Annotated in this window: 22 protein-coding genes; 5 read left to right on the top strand and 17 right to left on the bottom strand. The window is 38.2% G+C overall.

The genetic code is table 11. The features are described 5' to 3' along the window. Nucleotides 1-37 precede the first annotated feature (37 nt). Nucleotides 38-751, top strand: a complete 714-nt coding sequence (locus RHP56_RS03000) for a YslB family protein (RefSeq protein WP_011679423.1) — start codon at nucleotides 38-40, stop codon at nucleotides 749-751. Nucleotides 752-1100: 349 nt separating this feature from the next. Here the strand turns inward: RHP56_RS03000 and rplS are convergent, their stop codons facing one another. The 4 genes from rplS to RHP56_RS02980 form a co-directional block, all read right to left on the bottom strand. Beyond that, a complete protein-coding gene (rplS, locus tag RHP56_RS02995; RefSeq protein WP_004164446.1) occupies nucleotides 1101-1460 on the bottom strand; it encodes a 50S ribosomal protein L19 in 360 nt (119 codons plus the stop codon). A 123-nt stretch (nucleotides 1461-1583) separates the two neighbouring features. Next, a complete protein-coding gene (locus RHP56_RS02990; RefSeq protein ID WP_462794727.1) occupies nucleotides 1584-3284 on the bottom strand; it encodes a phospho-sugar mutase in 1701 nt (566 codons plus the stop codon). A gap of 42 nt (nucleotides 3285-3326) precedes the next feature. Further along, entirely contained in the window at nucleotides 3327-3986 is a 660-nt protein-coding gene (locus RHP56_RS02985) for a DedA family protein (RefSeq protein ID WP_011679421.1), read from the bottom strand. 52 nt (nucleotides 3987-4038) lie between these two features. Then, nucleotides 4039-5016 carry a LacI family DNA-binding transcriptional regulator gene (locus RHP56_RS02980; protein ID WP_014324433.1) on the bottom strand — a complete coding sequence of 326 codons (978 nt, stop codon included), beginning with the start codon at nucleotides 5014-5016 and terminating at the stop codon, nucleotides 4039-4041. A 146-nt stretch (nucleotides 5017-5162) separates the two neighbouring features. Here RHP56_RS02980 and RHP56_RS02975 point away from each other — a divergent pair, with 146 nt between their 5' ends. Genes RHP56_RS02975 through RHP56_RS02965 form a run of 3 tightly spaced genes read left to right on the top strand, consistent with a single transcriptional unit; the run spans nucleotide 5163 to nucleotide 7353 of the window. Next, nucleotides 5163-6179 (top strand): zinc-dependent alcohol dehydrogenase family protein, encoded by a 1017-nt coding sequence (locus RHP56_RS02975; protein ID WP_011679419.1) that lies wholly within the window; start codon nucleotides 5163-5165, stop codon nucleotides 6177-6179. 2 nt (nucleotides 6180-6181) lie between these two features. Continuing rightward, nucleotides 6182-6919, top strand: a complete 738-nt coding sequence (locus RHP56_RS02970; RefSeq protein WP_011679418.1) for a DUF6198 family protein — start codon at nucleotides 6182-6184, stop codon at nucleotides 6917-6919. Between the two features lie 50 nt (nucleotides 6920-6969). Beyond that, the gene (locus RHP56_RS02965) at nucleotides 6970-7353 is read left to right on the top strand and encodes a VOC family protein (RefSeq protein WP_011679417.1); all 384 of its coding nucleotides are present in this window, start codon (nucleotides 6970-6972) and stop codon (nucleotides 7351-7353) included. Nucleotides 7354-7398: 45 nt separating this feature from the next. Here the strand turns inward: RHP56_RS02965 and trxB are convergent, their stop codons facing one another. From trxB to RHP56_RS02940, 5 genes are all read right to left on the bottom strand, one after another. Next, nucleotides 7399-8352 carry a thioredoxin-disulfide reductase gene (gene trxB, locus RHP56_RS02960; RefSeq protein ID WP_011679416.1) on the bottom strand — a complete coding sequence of 318 codons (954 nt, stop codon included), beginning with the start codon at nucleotides 8350-8352 and terminating at the stop codon, nucleotides 7399-7401. A 112-nt stretch (nucleotides 8353-8464) separates the two neighbouring features. After that, nucleotides 8465-9340, bottom strand: a complete 876-nt coding sequence (gene galU / locus RHP56_RS02955; protein WP_010285820.1) for a UTP--glucose-1-phosphate uridylyltransferase GalU — start codon at nucleotides 9338-9340, stop codon at nucleotides 8465-8467. A gap of 22 nt (nucleotides 9341-9362) precedes the next feature. Next, nucleotides 9363-10373: an NAD(P)H-dependent glycerol-3-phosphate dehydrogenase gene (locus RHP56_RS02950; RefSeq protein ID WP_011679415.1), complete on the bottom strand. Its 1011-nt coding sequence runs from the start codon at nucleotides 10371-10373 to the stop codon at nucleotides 9363-9365. Continuing rightward, nucleotides 10366-11331, bottom strand: coding sequence for an HPr(Ser) kinase/phosphatase (hprK, locus tag RHP56_RS02945; protein ID WP_004164464.1), 966 nt, complete (start codon nucleotides 11329-11331; stop codon nucleotides 10366-10368). Before hprK ends, RHP56_RS02950 begins: the two co-directional genes overlap by 8 nt. A 1-nt stretch (nucleotide 11332) precedes the next feature. Further along, nucleotides 11333-11689, bottom strand: a complete 357-nt coding sequence (locus tag RHP56_RS02940) for a phage holin family protein (RefSeq protein WP_004164465.1) — start codon at nucleotides 11687-11689, stop codon at nucleotides 11333-11335. Nucleotides 11690-12069: 380 nt separating this feature from the next. On the opposite strand from RHP56_RS02940, the gene RHP56_RS02935 reads away from it, so the two are divergent. Continuing rightward, nucleotides 12070-13170, top strand: coding sequence for an SLC13 family permease (locus tag RHP56_RS02935; protein ID WP_011679414.1), 1101 nt, complete (start codon nucleotides 12070-12072; stop codon nucleotides 13168-13170). Between the two features lie 87 nt (nucleotides 13171-13257). Here the strand turns inward: RHP56_RS02935 and phoU are convergent, their stop codons facing one another. The 8 genes from phoU to RHP56_RS02895 all read right to left on the bottom strand — a co-directional run bounded on the left by phoU (nucleotide 13258) and on the right by RHP56_RS02895 (nucleotide 20822). Next, nucleotides 13258-13932, bottom strand: a complete 675-nt coding sequence (gene phoU / locus RHP56_RS02930; protein ID WP_004164468.1) for a phosphate signaling complex protein PhoU — start codon at nucleotides 13930-13932, stop codon at nucleotides 13258-13260. A gap of 58 nt (nucleotides 13933-13990) precedes the next feature. Then, nucleotides 13991-14761, bottom strand: coding sequence for a phosphate ABC transporter ATP-binding protein PstB (pstB, locus tag RHP56_RS02925; RefSeq protein ID WP_011679413.1), 771 nt, complete (start codon nucleotides 14759-14761; stop codon nucleotides 13991-13993). Continuing rightward, entirely contained in the window at nucleotides 14758-15600 is an 843-nt protein-coding gene (gene pstB / locus RHP56_RS02920; protein WP_011679412.1) for a phosphate ABC transporter ATP-binding protein PstB, read from the bottom strand. Before pstB (RHP56_RS02920) ends, pstB (RHP56_RS02925) begins: the two co-directional genes overlap by 4 nt. 7 nt (nucleotides 15601-15607) lie before the next feature. Next, nucleotides 15608-16492 carry a phosphate ABC transporter permease PstA gene (gene pstA, locus RHP56_RS02915; RefSeq protein ID WP_010291776.1) on the bottom strand — a complete coding sequence of 295 codons (885 nt, stop codon included), beginning with the start codon at nucleotides 16490-16492 and terminating at the stop codon, nucleotides 15608-15610. Further along, nucleotides 16492-17415, bottom strand: coding sequence for a phosphate ABC transporter permease subunit PstC (pstC, locus tag RHP56_RS02910; protein WP_011679411.1), 924 nt, complete (start codon nucleotides 17413-17415; stop codon nucleotides 16492-16494). Before pstC ends, pstA begins: the two co-directional genes overlap by 1 nt. A gap of 52 nt (nucleotides 17416-17467) precedes the next feature. Beyond that, nucleotides 17468-18349, bottom strand: a complete 882-nt coding sequence (locus tag RHP56_RS02905) for a phosphate ABC transporter substrate-binding protein PstS family protein (protein WP_102753139.1) — start codon at nucleotides 18347-18349, stop codon at nucleotides 17468-17470. 140 nt (nucleotides 18350-18489) lie between these two features. Continuing rightward, nucleotides 18490-19830 carry a sensor histidine kinase gene (locus tag RHP56_RS02900; protein WP_102753138.1) on the bottom strand — a complete coding sequence of 447 codons (1341 nt, stop codon included), beginning with the start codon at nucleotides 19828-19830 and terminating at the stop codon, nucleotides 18490-18492. 83 nt (nucleotides 19831-19913) lie between these two features. After that, nucleotides 19914-20822 (bottom strand): phosphate ABC transporter substrate-binding protein, encoded by a 909-nt coding sequence (locus tag RHP56_RS02895; protein WP_011679407.1) that lies wholly within the window; start codon nucleotides 20820-20822, stop codon nucleotides 19914-19916. Between the last annotated feature and the right edge of the window lie 141 nt (nucleotides 20823-20963).

Raw genomic sequence — 20963 nt, 5'->3', positions numbered from 1 at the left:
TTTTGTGTATAATGAAATGAAAGGATTTTCGTCAACCATGGATATCAACGATTACGATAAAATTTTACAAACAAACTTTCAAGTAAACAGTTTTGCACTCAGTTTGCTACGGGACGGTCTCTTAAAGAATTTACTTCAAGAAGACTATCCGCATATTTTATACTGGGCCGGTAAAGAAATTGCACGTCAGTTTCCAACTGACACACTGTCGACAGTAAAAGAGTTTTTTGCCAACGCTGCCTTTGGTGATTTAGAAATTAAATCACAAAATAGCAAGAACCAACGTTGGGAATTAACTGGCGATTTAGTGCGACAACGTCTTGCGTTAAATAAAAATGCTGATTTTAGTTTAGAGGCCGGCTTTTTAGCACAACAGCTTGAAGTACAAACTGGTGCCATTGCAGAAGCCAATTTCAAGTATTTGAAGAAAAACGAAGGCGTTTCTTTTGAAGTAATCACTGACCTATCTGAAACAGTTAATGTTGATGATCTTAGGCAACGTGCAGCTGCACGAGATTCTTTCTTAGATCGAACACATGCTACAACAGAAAAAGCTACCGTTGTGGAAGTACGCGATAACGACGATATTTCACGTGAACAGTCTATCACAGACTCCTTGTTAGCTTTTAAGTTTGATGAAACCGTCATGCCTACAGAAGAAAGTTCTGGGTTAAGTGCTTTATCTGGTGAAGAAATTGATCCATTTAATGTGCCAACATCTACAGAAAACTCACAGTCCCCTTTTAAATAATAAAAAACCGTTAACGACAGCGTTAGCGGTTTTTTATTACATTTCGATACTTTTTTGCAAACAAAAAACCCCTGACCGAAGAGGGGGGTTGGTCAGGGGGTTGATAACATAAGTTATCGGTGTATCAATCAACAATTGGGGGAGCTGATTGATGCATTACTGGGGGAAGTAATGAAACTCAAATGTTATTTGAGTATATGTCTATTATAGACTAATTCATTCGTAATAATGTGTCTGGATTTTGACAAAAGTATTACGCGACAATGACATAATATTTAGTGAAGTAAATAACTTTTTAAGGAATAATTAACAAAAAAAGGCATCTCCGAAGAAATACCTTTTACATACCTTAAACGTCGCGGCGACGTTCTTTAATACGAGCTGCCTTACCTTGCAAAGCACGCAAGTAGTACAACTTTGCACGGCGTACTTGACCAAAGCGAGTAACTTCAATCTTTTCAACACGTGGTGAGTGTAATGGGAATGTACGTTCCACACCAACACCTGAAGAAATCTTACGAACTGTATAAGTTGCTTGGATGCCAGCGCCCTTGCGCTTAATAACAACACCTTCAAACAACTGAACACGTTCACGTGAACCTTCAACGATCTTGGCATACACCTTAACAGTGTCTCCTGCACGGAAAGCAGGAATGTCAGTACGTAATTGTGCTGATGTAACGTTTTCTAAAATAGTATTTTGACGCATTGGTCATTCTCCTGATCGACAATCATACACTTGCCCTTAGGCTAAACGCACAGCGGATTATCGTTAATGTGGGCTTTGATAGCCAACAGTAATTATAGCAAATTATAATTTTTATGTCTAGTATTATTTTGCGCACTTCATTAAATCGGCGGAAATAATATCAATTTTAGCTTGTGATTCTTGTTGTGACTCAGATTCAACCCCAATGTAGAACTTTAGCTTAGGTTCTGTGCCTGATGGTCGTAAGGCCACCCAAGAACCATCATCCAACCAATACTTTAACACATTTGCTTTTGGTTGAGATAACTTAGCCGTTGATCCATCTTTGTTTATTTCGACTGAGGTTGAAAAGTCTTGCACGCGTGCAACTTTTACTCCGCCAATTTCAGCGGGTTGGTTATCACGAAAGCCAGCTATAATTGCCGCCATTTCATCATTGCCATGAATTCCTGGGAAATCTAAGCTAATTGTTTTCTCTTCAAAGTATCCAAATTTCTCAAATAATTCATACAATCCATCTGCGAAAGTCTTCCCTTGTGACTTGTAGTATGCAGCTACCTCTGCAAATAATACCAATGCTTGAATGGCATCTTTATCATGAGAGAATGGCTTGACCAAGTAGCCAAAACTTTCTTCAAAACCAAACAAAAATGTATTGGATTTTGTTTCCTCAAATTGATCAATCGTAGCTGCAATATATTTAAACCCAGTTAACACATCAGCTGTTTCAACACCAAAGCTTTCAGCAACCTTTGACGCAAAGCGTGACGATACAATTGATGTCACAATCGACCCATTAGTTGGCAAAGTGTTTGTGTCTTTTTTAGCTGTTAATAAGTAGTTAACCAACACAGCGGCAATTTGATTTCCTGTCAAAATTTGGAATGTACCATCCGCTAGTTTAACAGCAGCCCCCATACGATCAGCGTCAGGATCTGTTGCTACAACAGCATCTGCCCCATCACGCTTAGCATATTCAATAGCTAATGATAACGCGGCAGCATCTTCCGGATTAGGTTTTTTAACCGTTGGAAAATCACCATCAATAACAGCTTGTTCTTTTACAATTGTGTAATTTGTGAAACCTGCCTGCTGCAATGCTTTTTCACCAATGTATTGCCCTGTTCCGTGTAGCGGTGAATAAACAAACTTTAGCGAAGCACCCTCTTTGGCAACAAGGTCAGCGTTAACCGTCACTGTTTCCATCTTCTTCAAATATTTATTATCAATTTCATCATCAATAATTTGTACATTTTTGTTGTCTTCGTCTAATGCGATATTAAAAATATCAGTAATGTTCGACAGTTCATTAACCACAGCATCAACTGCTTCTGGAACCATTTGACCGCCATCTTCTCCATAAACCTTGTAACCGTTATATTCTTTAGGATTATGTGATGCAGTGATCATAATGCCGGCGAAAGCGTGTAATTCACGTACAGTAAATGACAATTCTGGTGTTGGACGCAACGAACTAAAAAGGAAACTCTTAATTCCGTGTGCCGACAATACTTGTGCCGCATTTGAAGCAAATTCAGGCGAAAAATGACGCGAATCAAAACTGATTGCTACGCCACGCTTTTTTGCATCTGATCCTTGCTCATCAATGTAACGCGCCAAAGCTTCAGTTACTTGACGAACTGTGAAAACATTCATGCGGTTTGTCCCTGCACCCAATACACCGCGCATTCCAGCTGTACCAAAACTTAGATTTTGATAAAAAGCGTCTTCCTGCTGGTCTGGTGTGTATTTTTCTAAATCAGCAGCCAAATAATCTGGTAAAGTCGCTTCTTGCCATTTTGTAAGTGCTTCTTTATAACTCATGATTTACCTTCTTCTTTCGTAATTTCTTAAATTATAACAAATTTATTTTCGAATAAACAATTGAATAATGCGTTGCCGACATTTAGGACTGCGTAAAATCACTATAAATACTACAGCCATTATAATGATTAAGGCAATTGAAATTCGTCTTGGAATTTCAAGATGACCAATAAAATAACCTATTGAAACCATGACTAGTGACCACAGAAAACTAGCAAAGGCTGACATCCGTAAGTAATTTAAAAATGCTAACCCTAAACGGTGAGCTAATAGTGGTACCGCAACACGAATAAAAGGTAAAAAACGTCCCAAGACAATAAATAACAACCAGCGTTTTGGATGAAAATTGCCTGCGATTTGTTCAACTAACTCACCATGTACATGTTTTTTAATAATTGGAATTTTACCAAATTGCTTTGTAATATAGGCGCCAAACCAGTAATTAACACCATCCCCCAAAAAGGACGCAACGGCAAAAACTAAAATAACTAGCCCCAATTCAAAAATATTGTGATGTGTCCCTGCCAAGCCTCCGACTGTAATCAAAATAGCATCTCCAGGAATAAATCCTGTTAGAATACCTGCCGTTTCAACAAAGATTAGTAAAAACATCACAATGAAAGTTGATATAGAAAATTCAGTGTCGCTTCCAATTAAATGGGTAATCCACTCTGGCATCGTTGCTAATATATTTATAAACATTTCCCCTCCAAAATGTCATATTATTTTGAAAAAAGCGCGACAAGATCACTTATTACTCGGGTTGAAATAACTCAACACCAAGTAATTCATTATTTTGTGGCTTTTCTCCAGGATTTTCTATCACCGCAAACAATACGTCAATCAAAACTTTCGCCGCCTGCTTCACTGGTTGTACGACTGTTGGCAAATCAGGGTGTAGCTGACGAACGATTGGTGTACCATCGTAACCTATAATTTTTACATCTTCTGGAACACGTTTGCCGATTTTTCTAAGTGCGTTTTGTAATTGAATTGCACCAACATCATTGTAAGCAAAAACACCATCAATATCGTCTTTTATAACGTAGTTAATCATTTTATCGAGATCTTCTTTGGAAGCAAACCCTTCCAAGTTAAAGTTTTCTTGGAACACCTTGGCTGAAGAGTCTTTTGTCGCTCTCAAAAAACCATCATAGCGAATATGTGTAGGTGATTTCGAGCCATCATCATCGCTCAGTATTAATAGGCGTCGAGCACCTGTTGAAAGCAAGTACTTACCAGCAAGATAGCCTCCTTCCTCATTGTCTTCAGAAACGATAGGAATATCATCTGATAGATATCGATCATAAGAGACAATCGGTAAATAAGTATTCTGGTACTCTTCAATATCTAGATTGTGTGAAGAAGTTATTATACCTTCAACTTGATTAGCAGCGAGCATTTGCAAGTATTGCTGCTCTTTTTCAACATTATTTGCTGATGCTGCAATAATAACTTTATAACCTTTTAAGAACAATAACTGTTCGATTTCATTGGCTAGTGCAGTAAAAAATGGGTTTTCCATATTAGGTAGAATCAAACCTATAAATTGTGATGATTTACCTTGTAATGAACGTGCCATTGCATTTGGTTGATAATGTAGTTCACGCATTGCAGCATGGACCTTATCAATTGTTTTTTGGCTCAAAGAACCATAGCTGTTAATAACACGTGATACTGTTGTCACAGAAACACCAGCTAGCGCTGCGACATCACTTAATTTTGCAACCATTACATACCTCCATAGTCTTATATTATTTTATCACACCAACAGCCTTATAATCGAAAATTAATTTGGCCTGAGACTTGACTTTATAATGCCAAAGGTTTAGCATAGTCACCGTAAGTTACTTTTGTCACAAAAAAGGAGAATTAATCATGGAAGCACTTGTTCTAACCGGAACTAAGAAATTAGAAGTAAAGGACATTGACCGTCCAAAGGTTTTGCCAAATGAAGTTTTGATTCACACAGCGTTTGCTGGTATTTGTGGAACTGATCACGCACTATACGCTGGTTTGCCAGGTTCAGCTGATGCTGTTCCTCCAATCGTTCTTGGTCATGAGAACTCAGGTGTTGTTGCAGAAATCGGTTCTGCTGTTACTAACGTTAAAGTTGGTGACCGCGTAACTGTTGACCCTAACATTTATTGTGGACAATGCAAGTACTGCCGTACTGCACGCCCTGAATTATGCGAAAACTTGTCAGCTGTTGGTGTGACACGTGATGGTGGCTTTGAAGAATTCTTCACTGCACCTGCATCTGTTGTTTATCCAATTCCTGATAACGTTTCATTAAAGTCAGCTGCTGTTGTTGAACCAATTTCATGTGCCGTTCACGGTATTCAATTGTTGAAGGTTACCCCTTACCAAAAGGCTTTGGTAATTGGTGATGGATTCATGGGCGAATTATTCGTTCAAATCTTGCAAGCATATGGTATTCACCAAGTTGACTTAGCTGGTATTGTTGACGAAAAGTTGGCAATGAACAAAGAAAAGTTTGGCGTAAAGAACACGTACAACACAATGAAGGGTGACAAGATCCCTGAAGGTGAATATGATGTCATTATTGAAGCCGTTGGTCTACCACAAACACAAGAAGCTGCTATTGAAGCATCAGCTCGTGGCGCTCAAGTATTGATGTTTGGTGTTGGTGGTCCTGACGCCAAGTTCCAAATGAACACTTATGAAGTATTCCAAAAGCAGTTAACTATTCAAGGTTCATTTATCAACCCTAACGCCTTTGAAGATTCACTGGCTCTGCTATCATCTGGTAAGTTGAATGTTGAAGCATTGATGTCACACGAATTAGACTATAAGACTGTTGACGACTTTGTTAACGGTAAGTTAGGTGTCGTATCTAAGGCTGTTGTGAAGGTTGGCGGCGAAGAGGCATAATTATGACTCAAAACGAGACAAAGACGAAAAGCTCTAGAACTATTTCAATGAGTTTGTCGATTACCTACTTTACTATTTCGCTAGTTATCAATGCCATGGGTAATGTCTTAACATTAGTTACCTCTGATCATATTCACCCTGCCTTTCTTGGTTCTGCATACTGGACAGCAGCAGAAGCTAACTTAGGTCACGCGATTCTAGGAAATAATTCTCTAGCATTATTCTGGGCTTTTCTAGTTCTTGGTATGTTAATCTCCTTCTTAAATGCATTTTTGATGAAGAAGCTTGATTGGAAAAGAATTTTAGGTAACTTTATATTCATGCTACCTTTTTCAATTTTCATTCAATGGTTTTCAAACATTTTTAATCAAATTATGCCTGATGCAAAGTCATTGCCAATGGTCATTTTGTACATCGTGATTAACTTCGTAGGAGTTGCCCTTATTGGTACTGCTATTTCAATATATCAACGTGTGAATTTGGTTTTGCATCCAGCAGATGATTTGATGCAAATTTTGCGTTTTAAGTATTTTAAGGGTTCTGCTTTCAAAGCAATGTGGGCCTCATACATTCCACCAACAATTTTTGCCATTATTGCGTTTATTATTACTTTCCCAAATCTGTATAATTTTGGCTTAGGAACGCTCTTCGCCTTTCTTTTCCAAGGCGGAATAACTGGAATTGCTGACAAACTAGTATTTCGTAATTTAGATCACCAAGCTGTTGATGTTGGTGAATAAGATAAACTCATTGTTTGGTATGAAAAATATTAATTTTGGAGGAAAAAATTATGGCTTTTGCTGATTATTACTCAGGTTTACAACACGTTGGTATTCCATCATCTTCACTAGAACAATCTGAAGCATTTTGGACCAAATTAGGTTTTAAAAAGACTGGTGATTTTCCTGCCGGAAATGTCATCTTTATGCAACGTGAAAATCTAGTGATCGAAACATGGAGCGGTGACGAAGTTGCTGGTAAGCCAGGAGCTATTAACCATATTTCAATGGACACTACTGATGCTGATGCCGCTTTTGATGCCGCTAAGGCTGAAGGCTTCACTCTGATTGATTCAGAAGTACAACATTTACCATTTTGGGATAAAGGAATCAAGTTCTTTAATCTTCAAGGACCTGATGGCGTTATCGTAGAATTCTGTGAAATCGTTAAATAATTAAAATAAAAAAAACGATGACCAAGAGTCATCGTTTTTTTTAGCTTATTCTGCAATCTTTTCAGTAGCGGGCAAACTGCTTATATAATCGTATACACCCTGACCAGCCAAACTACCATCACCGACAGCAGTAGTTATTTGCCTCAAATCTTTTACACGAACATCGCCGACAGCAAAAACACCGGGAATACTCGTTTGCATCTTATCGTCTGTTACAATCCATCCTTCTGGATCAGTAATATTGAGATTTTCAAAGCCTTGCGTATTTGCCTTTAATCCTACGTAAATGAACACACCTGAAGCATCAATATGACGCTTTTCATTTGTCTGGTTATTGATAACGTCAACACCTGTAACTTTGTCATCGTCACCAGTAATCGCCACCACTTCGGTATGCCACTCAAATTTCATTTTAGAGTTATCAAATGCACGATTTTGGATAATTTGTTGTGCACGCAATTTGTCACGACGATGAAGTACTGTCACTGATTTTGCTAAATTAGTTAGGTATAAACCTTCTTCAATAGCCGAATCACCACCACCAATAACCAGAACATCCTCGTCTCGGAAAAATGCACCATCACACACCGCACAATAACTTACACCACGACCCTGATACTTATCTTCACCCGTTACATCTAAGTGGATATGCTCTGACCCAGTTGCGATAATTATCGCTTTAGCAGCATAAGTCCCCATGTCTGTGTGAATTATTTTTCTATAATCTTCAACTTCAATACTTTCTACTGATCCAAAACCATATTCAGCACCAAATTGTGTTGACGAAGAATACATCTTTTCAGCTAAATCTGGTCCCAAAATCGAATCAAACCCAGGGTAATTTTCCACCTCAGCTGTATTATTCATTTGGCCGCCATAAATACCACGATCCAACATTAATACTGATAAATTAGCTCTTGAAGCATATGTGGCTGCAGTCATTCCCGCTGGTCCAGCCCCAATAACGACCACATCATATTCCTTGAGTTCTTCTGACATATTTTACCCCTTTACTTACTTTTTGTTAACACTAATTGTACTCGATTATGTACCCCTTGTCGAGCATAACCATCTTATTTAAAAAACAGGAAGTATTTCTCCTGTTTTTAAATTACAACTTTGATGCCAATTCTTTAATATAAGCACGTAATGCATCTTTTGTTTGCGGATGCTTTAAACCAAATTCAATGTTTGTTTCCAAGAAGCCAATTTTTGAACCAATATCATAACGGCTACCCTTAAATTCATGAGCATATACGTGTTGACGGTTGTTCAATGAATCAATAGCATCAGTCAATTGAATTTCATTTCCTTTACCAGGTTTTGTATTTTCTAGTTCCTCGAAAATTTCAGGTGTCAAAAGGTACCGGCCAATAATCGCTAGGTCTGAAGGTGCATCTTCAGGCTTTGGCTTTTCAACGAAGCTCTTTACACGATATAGTCCACCTTTATCAACTTGCGCGGCTGGATCTATTACACCGTATTCTGATACTTGATCGTGAGGTACTTTCATAACAGCTAACGTTGATTCACCAGTTTCCTCATAACGTTGGATCAATTGTTTTGTCAACGGTACTTCATCTTGCATCAAGTCATCACCCAGCAAAACAACAAACGGTTCGTCACCGATAAACGCTTTAGCAGTCAGTACAGCATCACCGAGACCCTTGGGATGTGATTGACGGATGAAATACATATTAATATCTGTTGTTTCCTCGACAAGCTTTAATAATTCATCCTTTCCTTTTTCACGTAAATTATTCTCTAATTCTGGGTTAGAATCAAAATGATCCTCGATGGAACGCTTTGATTTACCATCAACAATAACGATATCTTCAATGCCAGATTCAATCGCTTCACGCACGATGTATTCAATCGTTGGTGTGTCAACGATTGGCAACATTTCTTTAGCTAATGCCTTAGTTGCTGGCAAAAAACGTGTGCCCAATCCTGCTGCTGGAATAATAGCTTTACGTACTGGTTTCATGATTTTTTCCTCTTTATTTTTTCTAATCTTCACTGCGCAACGGACGACTCATTAGGTCGCTAATTACATCGCGTAATGGCTCATTTTCATATAATATGCGATAAATACCGGCTGTTATAGGCATTTCCACATGATGATGTTGCGAAAATTCATATACTGCTTTTGTAGTGCTAACACCCTCAATAACCATGCCCATGTCATCTTGAATCTCTTGCAAACTCTTTCCTTCACCTAACTGTTTCCCAGCACGGTAATTTCTGGAGTTTGGTGACATGCCAGTAACAATCAAATCACCAATGCCTGCAAGTCCTAAAAACGTTTCTGGTTGGGCGCCCATTGCTTGACCTAGGGCGCGCATTTCCGATAAACCACGTGTCAGCAAAGCAGCCTGTGCATTAGCGCCATAACCTAATCCTATTAACGCACCTGATCCGATGGCGATAATATTCTTTAAAGCCGCTGCCAGTTCTGATCCTAACAAATCATGATTCGTATAAGGTCTAAATGAACTATTGGCAAATACCTGCTGTAGTAATTTGGCAGCCTCTTCATTTTCAGAAGCAATCGATACAGATGTCAAGTCATGCTTGATAACATCTTCTGCATGCGATGGGCCAGAAATCATTGCCAACGTGGAACGGTACTTTGCAGGTACTTCTTCGGCAAGCATTTCCGACACACGCTTATAGGTTACTTGCTCTAGTCCTTTAGTAGCATGCGCCAAAATCACCTGATGATCTTGCTTATTTAAAACGTCAGCTAGCTGACGTGCAACTTCTCGTACAACTTTAGTAGGAACAACTGTCAAAACAATTTCAGCATCCATCACTGCCAAGGCCATGTTACTGGTTGCCATTAACTCAGATGATAACTTTGCGTCTGGCAAATACTTTTGATTGGTATGTTGACTGTTTATTTCATCCGCTTGTGTCGCAGTACGTGTCCACAGACGCACATCATTATTATTTTCTGCAGCAACGTTTGCCAACGCAGTGCCCCAAGAGCCACCGCCCAATACGGCTATTTTAGTCATTTTTTTCGTCCCCTGCATCAATTTTTTCATTCTTTTCCATTTCAGCAGTCATACGCTCTTCCAATGTTTTCAGCGCATCAATGCCCATATTCGCCGTACGGAACTTGACCGAGGCTGCATCAATCACACTTGCAGTATTTCTACCAGGCGTCACCGGCACAACCATTCGCTTAATCTTAACACCCAAAATTTCTAAGGAGTCATTATCGTCACCTAAGCGGTCAAAATTAGCTTCACCAATTTTACCATTAGATAAATGGATGTTTAACGCAATTGTAGCATGTGATCGAACAGATACAGCACCATAAACTTGCTGAACATCAATTATTCCGACACCACGCACTTCCATCATATTACGTAATACACCGTTTGGCTCTCCAATCAGCCTCTCTTCATCTTCTTGATAAATATCGACACGATCATCAGCGACCAAACGTGCTTTCCCTTGTTGAATTAATTCCAAGGCTGATTCTGTCTTACCAATTCCCGCGTCGCCAGTAATTAAAACGCCTAATCCATGAACATCAATCAAAACACCGTGCACATTTTTACGTGGCGCGAGTTCACCACCCAAATAATATGTCATGTTGGATAAAATTCGTGAGGATGTTAAGGTTGATGACAAAATCGGAATATGTGCTTCATCAGCTGCTTGATTTAATTCATCACTTATTGGTAATCCAGTTGAAATAACGAATGCCGGCGTTTTTTCATCCGCCATGCGACGAAATACTAATAGTAATTCATCATGACTCATACGCTCAGAAAACGATGTTTCAGTAATACCAAGCAACTGAATTCTTTCTGGCGCATAGTAATTGAAATAACCTGTCATTTCTAATCCAGGGCGAGAAATATCTGCAGTAGTAATTTCTCGGTCTAGATACTGTTCACCGGCAACAATCTTTAGTCGGGTATTTTCTACTAATTGTTTTACTGTTACTGAATTTTGTGCCATTTTAATGTCTTTCTACTTGCACATGCAAATCTTTTGTCAAAAACGTGTTAATAATGGAAACAATAAGTGCAATAATCATTGCCCAGCCAAAACTTGAAAATTCAAATCCGCCAACAAGATCAGCAGTCACTTCCAATAACATTGCATTAACAACAATAGCAAAAAAGCCAAATGTCAAAATCGTTAATGGTAACGTTAAAATTGTTAAAATTGGTTTAATGATAGCATTCAATATCGATAATACAAATGCTGCCAACAAAGCTGCACCCCAGCTATCTACTCTAAATCCTGATGGAAAAATCATTGATAAAAGTAGAAAGGTCAGCATGTTTATCGCTAAACGAACAATAAATCGCATTAAATTCTCCATTACTTATAATTTTTGAAAACGTTTACCATATTGATATGGTAAGCTTTCAATAATTCCATTATAACAAATATCCTAGATAGTTTGTCAAATGTACTTGAAAGTAACTATCCAAAATACTTACTTACTTTGTTGTCTAATAATCATCTGTGATACTTAGTATTTAATTAAATTTAGCCTAACTGTGTTTATGCTCTTGCAGATTTGGTACTATTGTAATTAGTCGTGCTATCAATCCACTTTTTGACTATCATATTGTGATGACGTAAAACTAGCAGTGGCATGAAATAACGACATCATTTGAAAGCATACGGAGAACTCCTTATGAAACGACTAACTTATTCCCTTGTTACATCGGGGCACAATAATCTATGATTAACACATTGAAACGCATTTTAACTGATAAAACATTTTTCATAACGCTCATATTGTCCATCTTATCTTTATGCTTTGGTCAGGTGAAATCAACAGACATCGACTTTAAAACCATTATTTCCTTATCATCCTTGTTAATTATTATTGCCATCTATCAAGATTTAGGAATTTTAAAATTTATTGCCAATTACATCGTTTCAAAGTGCCATTCTACACGCTTAGTTTTTCTAGTACTTTTACTCTGTTCGTTCTTTGGTTCGATGTTATTTACAAACGATGTAGCTATCCTGACGCTTATCCCAATTTTCTTTAATATTAGTAAACGCATCCCATTTCCTAAAATATTCGCTATTAGCTTGTTAACCATCTACGCTAACCTTGGCAGTTCATTCACACCTTTTGGTAATCCACAAAACATATATATTGTTTCTTTTTATAAGTTAAGTGTCATTGATTTTTTAGGAATGAGCATTCCTTTTGGTTTAATCTCACTGATCACTTTGCTTTTCTCTGTTTTGTTTATTAAAAATAAACAGATTGAAAAACAAAGTTCAAATATAATATCCATAAACCGAACAAAAACAGTGTGGCTACTACTAGCAAGTATAGTGGTGTTATTGGGTATACTATCAGTCATTCCTGTAATCATATCTCTGCTTATTAGCCTCCTAAGTGGGTTGACGCTTAGTAAAAAAATATTTAAACGCGTTGATTATGCAGTCATACTGACGTTCATTAATTTTTTCATAATTGTTGGCGCGATTAGTCGTATTAACTTTGTTAGCGGGCTGATCACTAACCATACAAATAATGCTTTATCAACTTTTATATCGGCTATCGTCACAAGTCAATTGATTAGTAATGTCCCTGCTGCTGTATTATTATCCAAATTCACAAACCATGTCTATGCATTATTTTTAGGTGTCAGCGTTGGTGGTCTAGGCACTATTATTGCCTCCTTAGCTAACTTACTGGCCTTAAGGCAATACGCTGGCTATTCGCAAAATCGTTCAAACTTTCAATTCTTCAAAACCTTTACCCTACTCAATATGATTTTTCTAGTCCTATTCATTGTGGTGGGAATCGTTTTGCTATAACTATGATTCAAAACTTTATTTTTTTCTCAAATTAATAGCAAATTAAAAGGCATGACATAGTTGTCGTGCCTTTTAACTAAACAAATTTTATATAAAGAAATTATAGCCAGGATTTAATTCAATAATTTTTCCTGTTCTCTTGTACACGATCCACTCAGCAATATCTGTCGTGTAATCACCAATTCGCTTCAAGTATCCTGCAATTACTAAGTAATCTGCTGCTGAGTCTACCAATTCGGCGTCCTCTTTCATACCATTAACAGAATCTGTTCGAACTTTAGCAGCACTTTGCGTAAGCACACTGTTTTTATCAGCAATCGCTTCAGCACCAAGAGCATCATTTTTCACATAGTAATCCATGACCTCTGAAACCATAGTAGCAACCATCTCGCCCATTTCGCCCAGTTCTTGTTCAACACTAGCAATGTGCTTCGTGCCTTTAACACGTATTGTTGAATTTGCAATATTACGTGCTTGGTCTCCCATACGTTCAAGCACTGATACAGCCTTTAAGATAGTAACAATTTCACGTAAATCAGTGGTTACTGGCTGATACAAAGCTATCATTTCGAAAGTTTTCTTTTCAATAGCTGCCTCGCGCTCATTAATTTGGTGGTCGTTTTCTAGGATCTTACGAGCCCCTTCACGATCGTGGTCCACGAATGATTGCACAGCTTTTTGAATAGTTTGTGAAACCAGCATACCCATTTCTGTAAATGAGCTATCTAAATCTGCTAATTCTTCATCAAATAATCGACGCATAGTGAAACCTCCTTTAACTTTATTATATTATAACTGTTCTGTATCCAAATTGTGTAAATTAGCCAAAACGACCTGAAACGTAATCTTGTGTTTCTTTTTTTGCTGGATCCAAGAAGATATGCTTTGTCTCATCAACTTCAATTAAGTCACCACTCAAGAAAAATGCAGTACGATCAGAAATTCGTGATGCTTGTGACATCGAATGTGTCACAATAATCATTGCATAATCGTCGCGCAATTTTAACAAAGTTTCTTCAATGTTGTGACTAGACACTGGATCTAACGCAGATGTAGGTTCGTCTAACAATAAAAGTTCTGGGGATGTAGCCAAAACACGTGCAATGGAGACACGTTGCTGTTGACCACCGGATAATCCAAGAGCTGACTTGTGCAAATTATCTTTCACTTCATCCCAAACAGAAGATTGCTTCAAAGCTTTTTCTACCGCTTCATCCAAAACAGCTTTATCTTTGACCCCAGCAAGTCGCAAGCCAAATGCCACATTTTCATAAGTTGAAAACGGAAATGGATTAGGCTGTTGAAAGACCATCCCAATACGTTTGCGTAGGTCAACCGTATCGGTTGTGGGTGCATAAATATCCGTATCTTTGAATTTGAAAGACCCTGTCACCGTCACATTATCTTCTAAATCATGCATACGATTAATTGCACGTAAGTATGTTGACTTTCCTGATCCCGAAGGGCCGATTAACGCAGTAATGCCCTTCTCTGGAAAATCTAAGTCAATACCATGCAACGCCTCTTTTTTACCGTACCAAAGATGTACATCGCGGGTTGATAAAATTGTTTTTTCTTTATTATCTGTCATCCAAAGTTACCTGATATGTAATCGTTTGTAAGTGCTACTTTTGGTCGCGTAAATATTTTTCGTGTTAGATCGTATTCAATGACCTTGCCCATATGAAAGAATGCTGTATAGTCACTAATTCGGGCTGCCTGTTGCATGTTGTGAGTAACAATAATAATTGTATATTGATCTTTTAATTTAAGTAGCGTGTCTTCAACCTGAGCGGATGATATAGGATCTAGCGCACTCGAAGGCTCATCTAACAACAAAATATCAGGCTTCAATGCCAACGCACGAGCGATCACCAATCGCTGTGCTTGACCACCGGATAATGCTAATGCGGATTTATTTAGTTCATCCTTAACTTGATCCCATAAAGCAGCTTGTTTCAAGCTGGTTTCAACTACTTCATCTAGTTGCTGCTTAGTGTAATTACCTCGGCTAGTTAGTGCAAAAGTTATATTGTCATAAATTGACTTAGCAAAAGGATTGGGACGTTGAAATACCATGCCGATATGTCGACGCATTTCATAAACATCAATTTTCTTGGTATTAATGTCCAAACCGCGATACATAATGTTCCCATTAACGGTAGCAACACCATCATTCATACGGTTTAGTGAACGTAAAAATGTTGATTTCCCGGATCCTGAAGCGCCAACCAAGCTCGTAATTTTATAACGCTCAAACTGCAGGTCGCCTTCGCTCAAGGCAAGATTATCACCATAAAACACTTGCAAGTCATGTGTGGACAGAGCAATTTCATGTTTTTCGGTATCCATTTTATAAATAAACCGCTCTGGTGCATTTTCTCTAATGAACTCACTAGCTGGTTTAAGATCTGTATTTGAATTTATCATAATGGCCTCACGCACTCGTTAACTTCTTGTAAAGCTTCATACCTAATTTTCGTGCGCTAAAGTTGAATAGCAACACAACAATAATCAAAACAGCAGAAGCTCCTGCTGACACGGCACTAACATCAGGCATAATACCTTCAGAATTAATTTTCCAAATATGTACAGCTAGTGTCTCTGCTGGTCGCATTGGATTCAAAGGGCTCGAAATGTTAAATGGATTCCAGTCGGCAAAATTCAAAGCTGGAGCAGATTGTCCTGCAGTATAAATTAAGGCTGCAGCTTCACCAAATACTCGTCCAGCCGATAGAACAACACCCGTCACAATTGATGGAACGGCTGCAGGCAAAATAACATGCAAAACCGTTTCCCATCGTGACAAGCCAAGTGCCGCACCTGCTTCACGCTGTAAATCAGGAATTTGTGCTAAACTCGTTTCGATTGAACGTGTCAAAAGAGGTAGATTAAACAATGTTAATGCAATTGCACCAGACAAAATAGAAAAACCTAATTTAAATTGTACAACAAAAAGTAAGAATCCAAACAAACCAACAACAACAGAAGGCAAAGAACTTAATATTTCGATAGCTGTACGTATAATTGCTGTAAAATGATTTTTTTGCGCATATTCATTAAGATAAATTGCTGCACCCAACGCAATGGGAAAGCTAATCAACATGGCTAAAATTAACAAGTAGAAAGAATTAAAAAGTTGTATTCCAATACCACCGCCTGCTTCAAATGCACGTGCTGGAGAAGTTAAGAAGTGCCATGATAAATGTGGTACGCCTTGTACAAGAATAAAAGCTAGCATCGCAAACAAAATTAAAGCGACAATGCCAGAAATAGCGTAAATAACGCCTGTTGCAATTTTATCAGCAGTTTTTGCATTCATTATTTCATCGCTCCTCTACGTCCAATTGCACGAACAATCAAATTAAATACCAATGACATCAGTAACAGAATCATTGCCAGAGTCCACAAGACATCATTTTGTAGTGAGCCCATAACCGTGTTTCCGATACCCATGGTCAAAACAGACGTTAAGGTAGATGCTGGAGTAGTTAAGCCTGTAGGCATTAATGCAGCATTACCAATAACCATTTGAACAGCTAGCGCTTCACCAAATGCACGTGCCATGCCAAACACAATCGCTGTCATAATACCAGGTGTTGCTGAACGCAAAACAACTTTATAAATCATTTGCCAACGTGTAGCACCAATTGCTAAAGCAGATTCTCGGTAATAACGCGGAACTGATTTTAATGTGTCCACGGTCATCGAGGTGATAGTTGGTAATATCATAACAAACAAAACTATTGTTCCAGATAAAATACCAAAACCAGAGCCACCAGTTATATTTCGTATAAAAGGAACGACGACAGTTAAACCAATGAACCCATAGACAACTGAGGGAATACCAACCAGCAATTCAATAATTGGTTGCATAATTTTTGCCCCGCGTTTTTGCGCTATTTCAGTCATAAACAAAGATGTTCCAATCGCAAATGGCGTAGCAACTACCGCAGCTAAAAAGGTTACTAAAAATGAACCAATGATCATTGGTAATGCACCAATATAAGGCTGCTTTGTTGCCGGGTTGGTTACAGACGGATTCCAAGTTGTTCCAAATAGAAAGTCTTTAACATTAACGCCATCTCTAAAGAATGTTGAAAGTCCGCGACTCAGAACAAAGGCGAAAATTGCCACGACCACAATACCAATCAAGGCTAATGCCGTTAAACTAACAGCACGGCCAAACGTGTCCTTATGCGTGGATTCAGATCTCTGCATAAGTTTTTTTGTAATGTTATCCATTTTTTCTCCAAGGTGCATGTCGAAATATGATATTTTCGAACAAGAAATATGTTTATTTTCTAGTCACTTGACCATTTACGTCACGACTAATCTTCATGTCATGAATTGATATGTATCCTAGTTTCGATACAAGTGTTGATTGAACCTTTTTGGAAGTTAAATACTTTAAAAACTTAGCTACGGGTTCGGATGGTTTTCCTTTGGTGTAAACATGTTCATATGACCAAATAGCATATTTTCCAGAAACGACATTCTGTTTAGTAGGTTTTACACCATTAACTTTAGCCGCTACCACACTGTCATCAATATAACCAAAGGCTGCATATGAGATAGCCCCCGGTGTCGTGCTGACAATTGAACGAACCATTCCTGAAGAATCCTGTTCCTGTGCCTCAGTACTTTGTGCGCTATTCAATCCCCACTGTTCAAAAGTGGCTCGTGTCCCTGATCCGGCCGCACGGTTAATGATGACAATTTTTTGATCATTACCACCAACCTCTTTCCAATTCGTTACCTTTCCAGTAAAAACAGCAATGAGTTGTTTAGTTGTCAAATTTTTGACACCATTGTGTTTGTTCAATAGTGGCGCAATGCCGACAACTGCGACTTGATGATCTACCAACTCTTTGGCATCAATACCGTCTTTTTCTTCAGCAAATACATCAGAATTACCAATGTCAACAGCGCCTTGCGACACCTGACTTAACCCTGTACCTGTTCCACCGCCTTGAACGTTGATGAAGGTACCAAGATTGTCTTTAGCGTATTCCTCGCCAGCAGCTTCAACCAGCGGTTGTAAAGCCGTTGACCCAACTGCAGTGATCGACGTATTTGACGCACTTTTATCGCGCATTGCATACGCTGTTCCAAGCGCTGCAGCAACTGCCACGGCTACAATCGTGAATACGATTGAACCGCGATATGATTTCGACATGTTAATGCCTCCCAAGATTTACTACTACATATTTATTATCTTAAACTTATGTAAATGTCAAAACGCTTTTATGTAAAGATTGTGTAAAGAGCATGATGTTTTCATACAAAAAACATCAATTTTAATGTTTTGACGCGTTTCTACAAGGGTAGAATAACACTGATTGTTGTACCGACACCTACCTGTGATTTAATATTGATTTCCCCATTATGTTGGTTCACAATCTCATTGACAATAGCGAGCCCCAATCCAGTACCACTTGCTATTTTACGTTGTCTTGATTCGTCACCACGATAGAAACGCTCAAATATACGAGACTGCTGATTTAACGGAATACCAATACCCGAATCACTGACTTTTATTTGCCATTGTTGCGTGTCTTTATATGCTGATATCCAAACTTCACCGTCTATTTTATTATACTTAACCGAATTAGTTAATAAATTTTGGACGATAGTAGACACATCACTAGCAATACCTGACACACTAAAGTCCGGCGCAATATCATTGTGTACCGTAACCGTTTTAGTATCAATTTTTTCTAATTGTTGTTCAACAATGGCTGAAATTTCCAAATTAGATATTTTTTCATCCACTTTGTGTTGCATACGTGACAAAGACAATATGTCATTAACCAGTGCTGACAAACGTTTTGCCTCATCCGCCACAATTTGCAAAAATTGGGTTCTCGTTTCTTCGTCCGCCCCTGCGTCACCCTGTAACGTCTCAACAAATCCTGTAATTGCAGTCAACGGTGTTTTAAACTCATGCGAAGCATTTGCCAAAAAATCGGCTTGCATGCGCTCTAATTTCAATACCTCTGTCAAATCATACAACATAACCATCACTTCTGCATTTGATCCAGATTGATGAAATAATGTGCTAACATCATATTGTCGTGCCTCGCCATCAATCATCAAGTTCAAAATGGAGTGCTGCCTTTGATTGGTGTTAAAGGTATGATTAATGATTTCTGACAACGTAAACTGACGAATCACTAAACTGTCTAAAATTGGTACTTCTGGCATCTCTACACCAAGCATATCGGCAGCGGTTTGATTGAAAACATCTATCATATGATGACGACTAACATTAATGACACCCACTGGTAAGCTGGCCAATAATGTCTGATAATTATTTATTTCACGATTGGCACTATATTGCGAATGGCGAACATAACTTTGTAATTCATTGAATTGTTCTAATAATTCGTAGTATGGAGATGTTGGTTCTGCTAAAACACCCCGTGGTGTTTCTCCAGCTGAAGTAGCAATCATTCTTTTCTTCATAATTGTTAATTCTGCTGTTTCTTTGTTTTGCCAAAAATTTAAAAACCATACTTCAAAATTAGCTACAACAAAAAATATAATAACTAATATGTAGAGCTGATTATGAGACACGTGGATCACTCGAGTTACTATAAATAATAATAAAATATTTAGACTATATATACTGGTTATTTTGCCAATTCTTTTCTTCATAAGTTTATTCTATCATGGTTTTGAATTTGCATAACGGTAACGCACAAAAAAACAAGCACTCTGCTTGTCCTTATCAAATATACTTATTTATCTGTCACTTTACCACTTGCATCGCGAGTGACTTTCATATCTGTTAATCCAATGTATCCTAGCTTAGGTACAATATTTTTTTGAACCTCTTTGGTCGTGAAGTACTCTAAGAATGACTTAGTAGCCCCAGTTGGCTTCCCCTTAGTGTACATGTGTTCGTAAGCCCAAATTGGCCATGAATTATCTTCAACATTTTTTTTATTAGGATGAACTTTATTTAAGTCCAGTGCCTTAATACCGTCAGAGTCGAGGTAAGCAAATGCCAGGTACGAAATCGATCCTGGTGTTGTTTTGACAATCTTTTGCACCGTGCCATTGGAATCTTGTTCGGTCGCTTGTACAGCATCCTGACCGTCCAAGATATTTTTTTCAAAAACAGCCCGTGTTCCTGACCCAGTTGCACGATTGATAACGACAATTTTTTCATCGTTACCACCAACTTCTTTCCAATTTGTTACCTTACCAGTAAAAATATTACGCAACTGTTCTTTTGTTAAACTCGTGATCTGCACATCACTATTCACAACTGGCGCAATACCAACCACAGCTACTTTATGATCCACTAGTTTAGTGGCGTCAATACCATCTTTTTCTTCAGCAAACACATCTGAATTACCAATTTGTGCTGATCCATCAGATACTTGACTTAACCCGGCACCCGATCCACCACCTTGCACTGTAATTGTTACATTAGGATTTTTCTCTTGGAATGACTTAGCAACTTGCTCTGCTAAAGGCTGTAATGCTGTTGATCCTAACGATAACACTTTTCCACTAACATTAGAAGATGACGTCGTACTTGTTTTATTATCGCTGGACTTATCATTAGCAGAAGTATACAAGGCTATTCCAGCCGCAATGACCACTATACCACCAATAATTCCTACAATCTTTTTGTTCATGAAGATTTCTCCCTTAGAAATATGTAGTGAAACAAGGTTGTAGTAGAGGCTCTTGGGTGCCGCTCCTTGTTTACAACTTATATATTACGGGAGTTATGTTATGAAACACGCCACAATTTGGTCGCATTCTTGTAAATGCGT

The organism is Leuconostoc sp. C5 (assembly GCF_056530425.1).
This window is presented reverse-complemented; position numbering and strand designations above follow the sequence as displayed.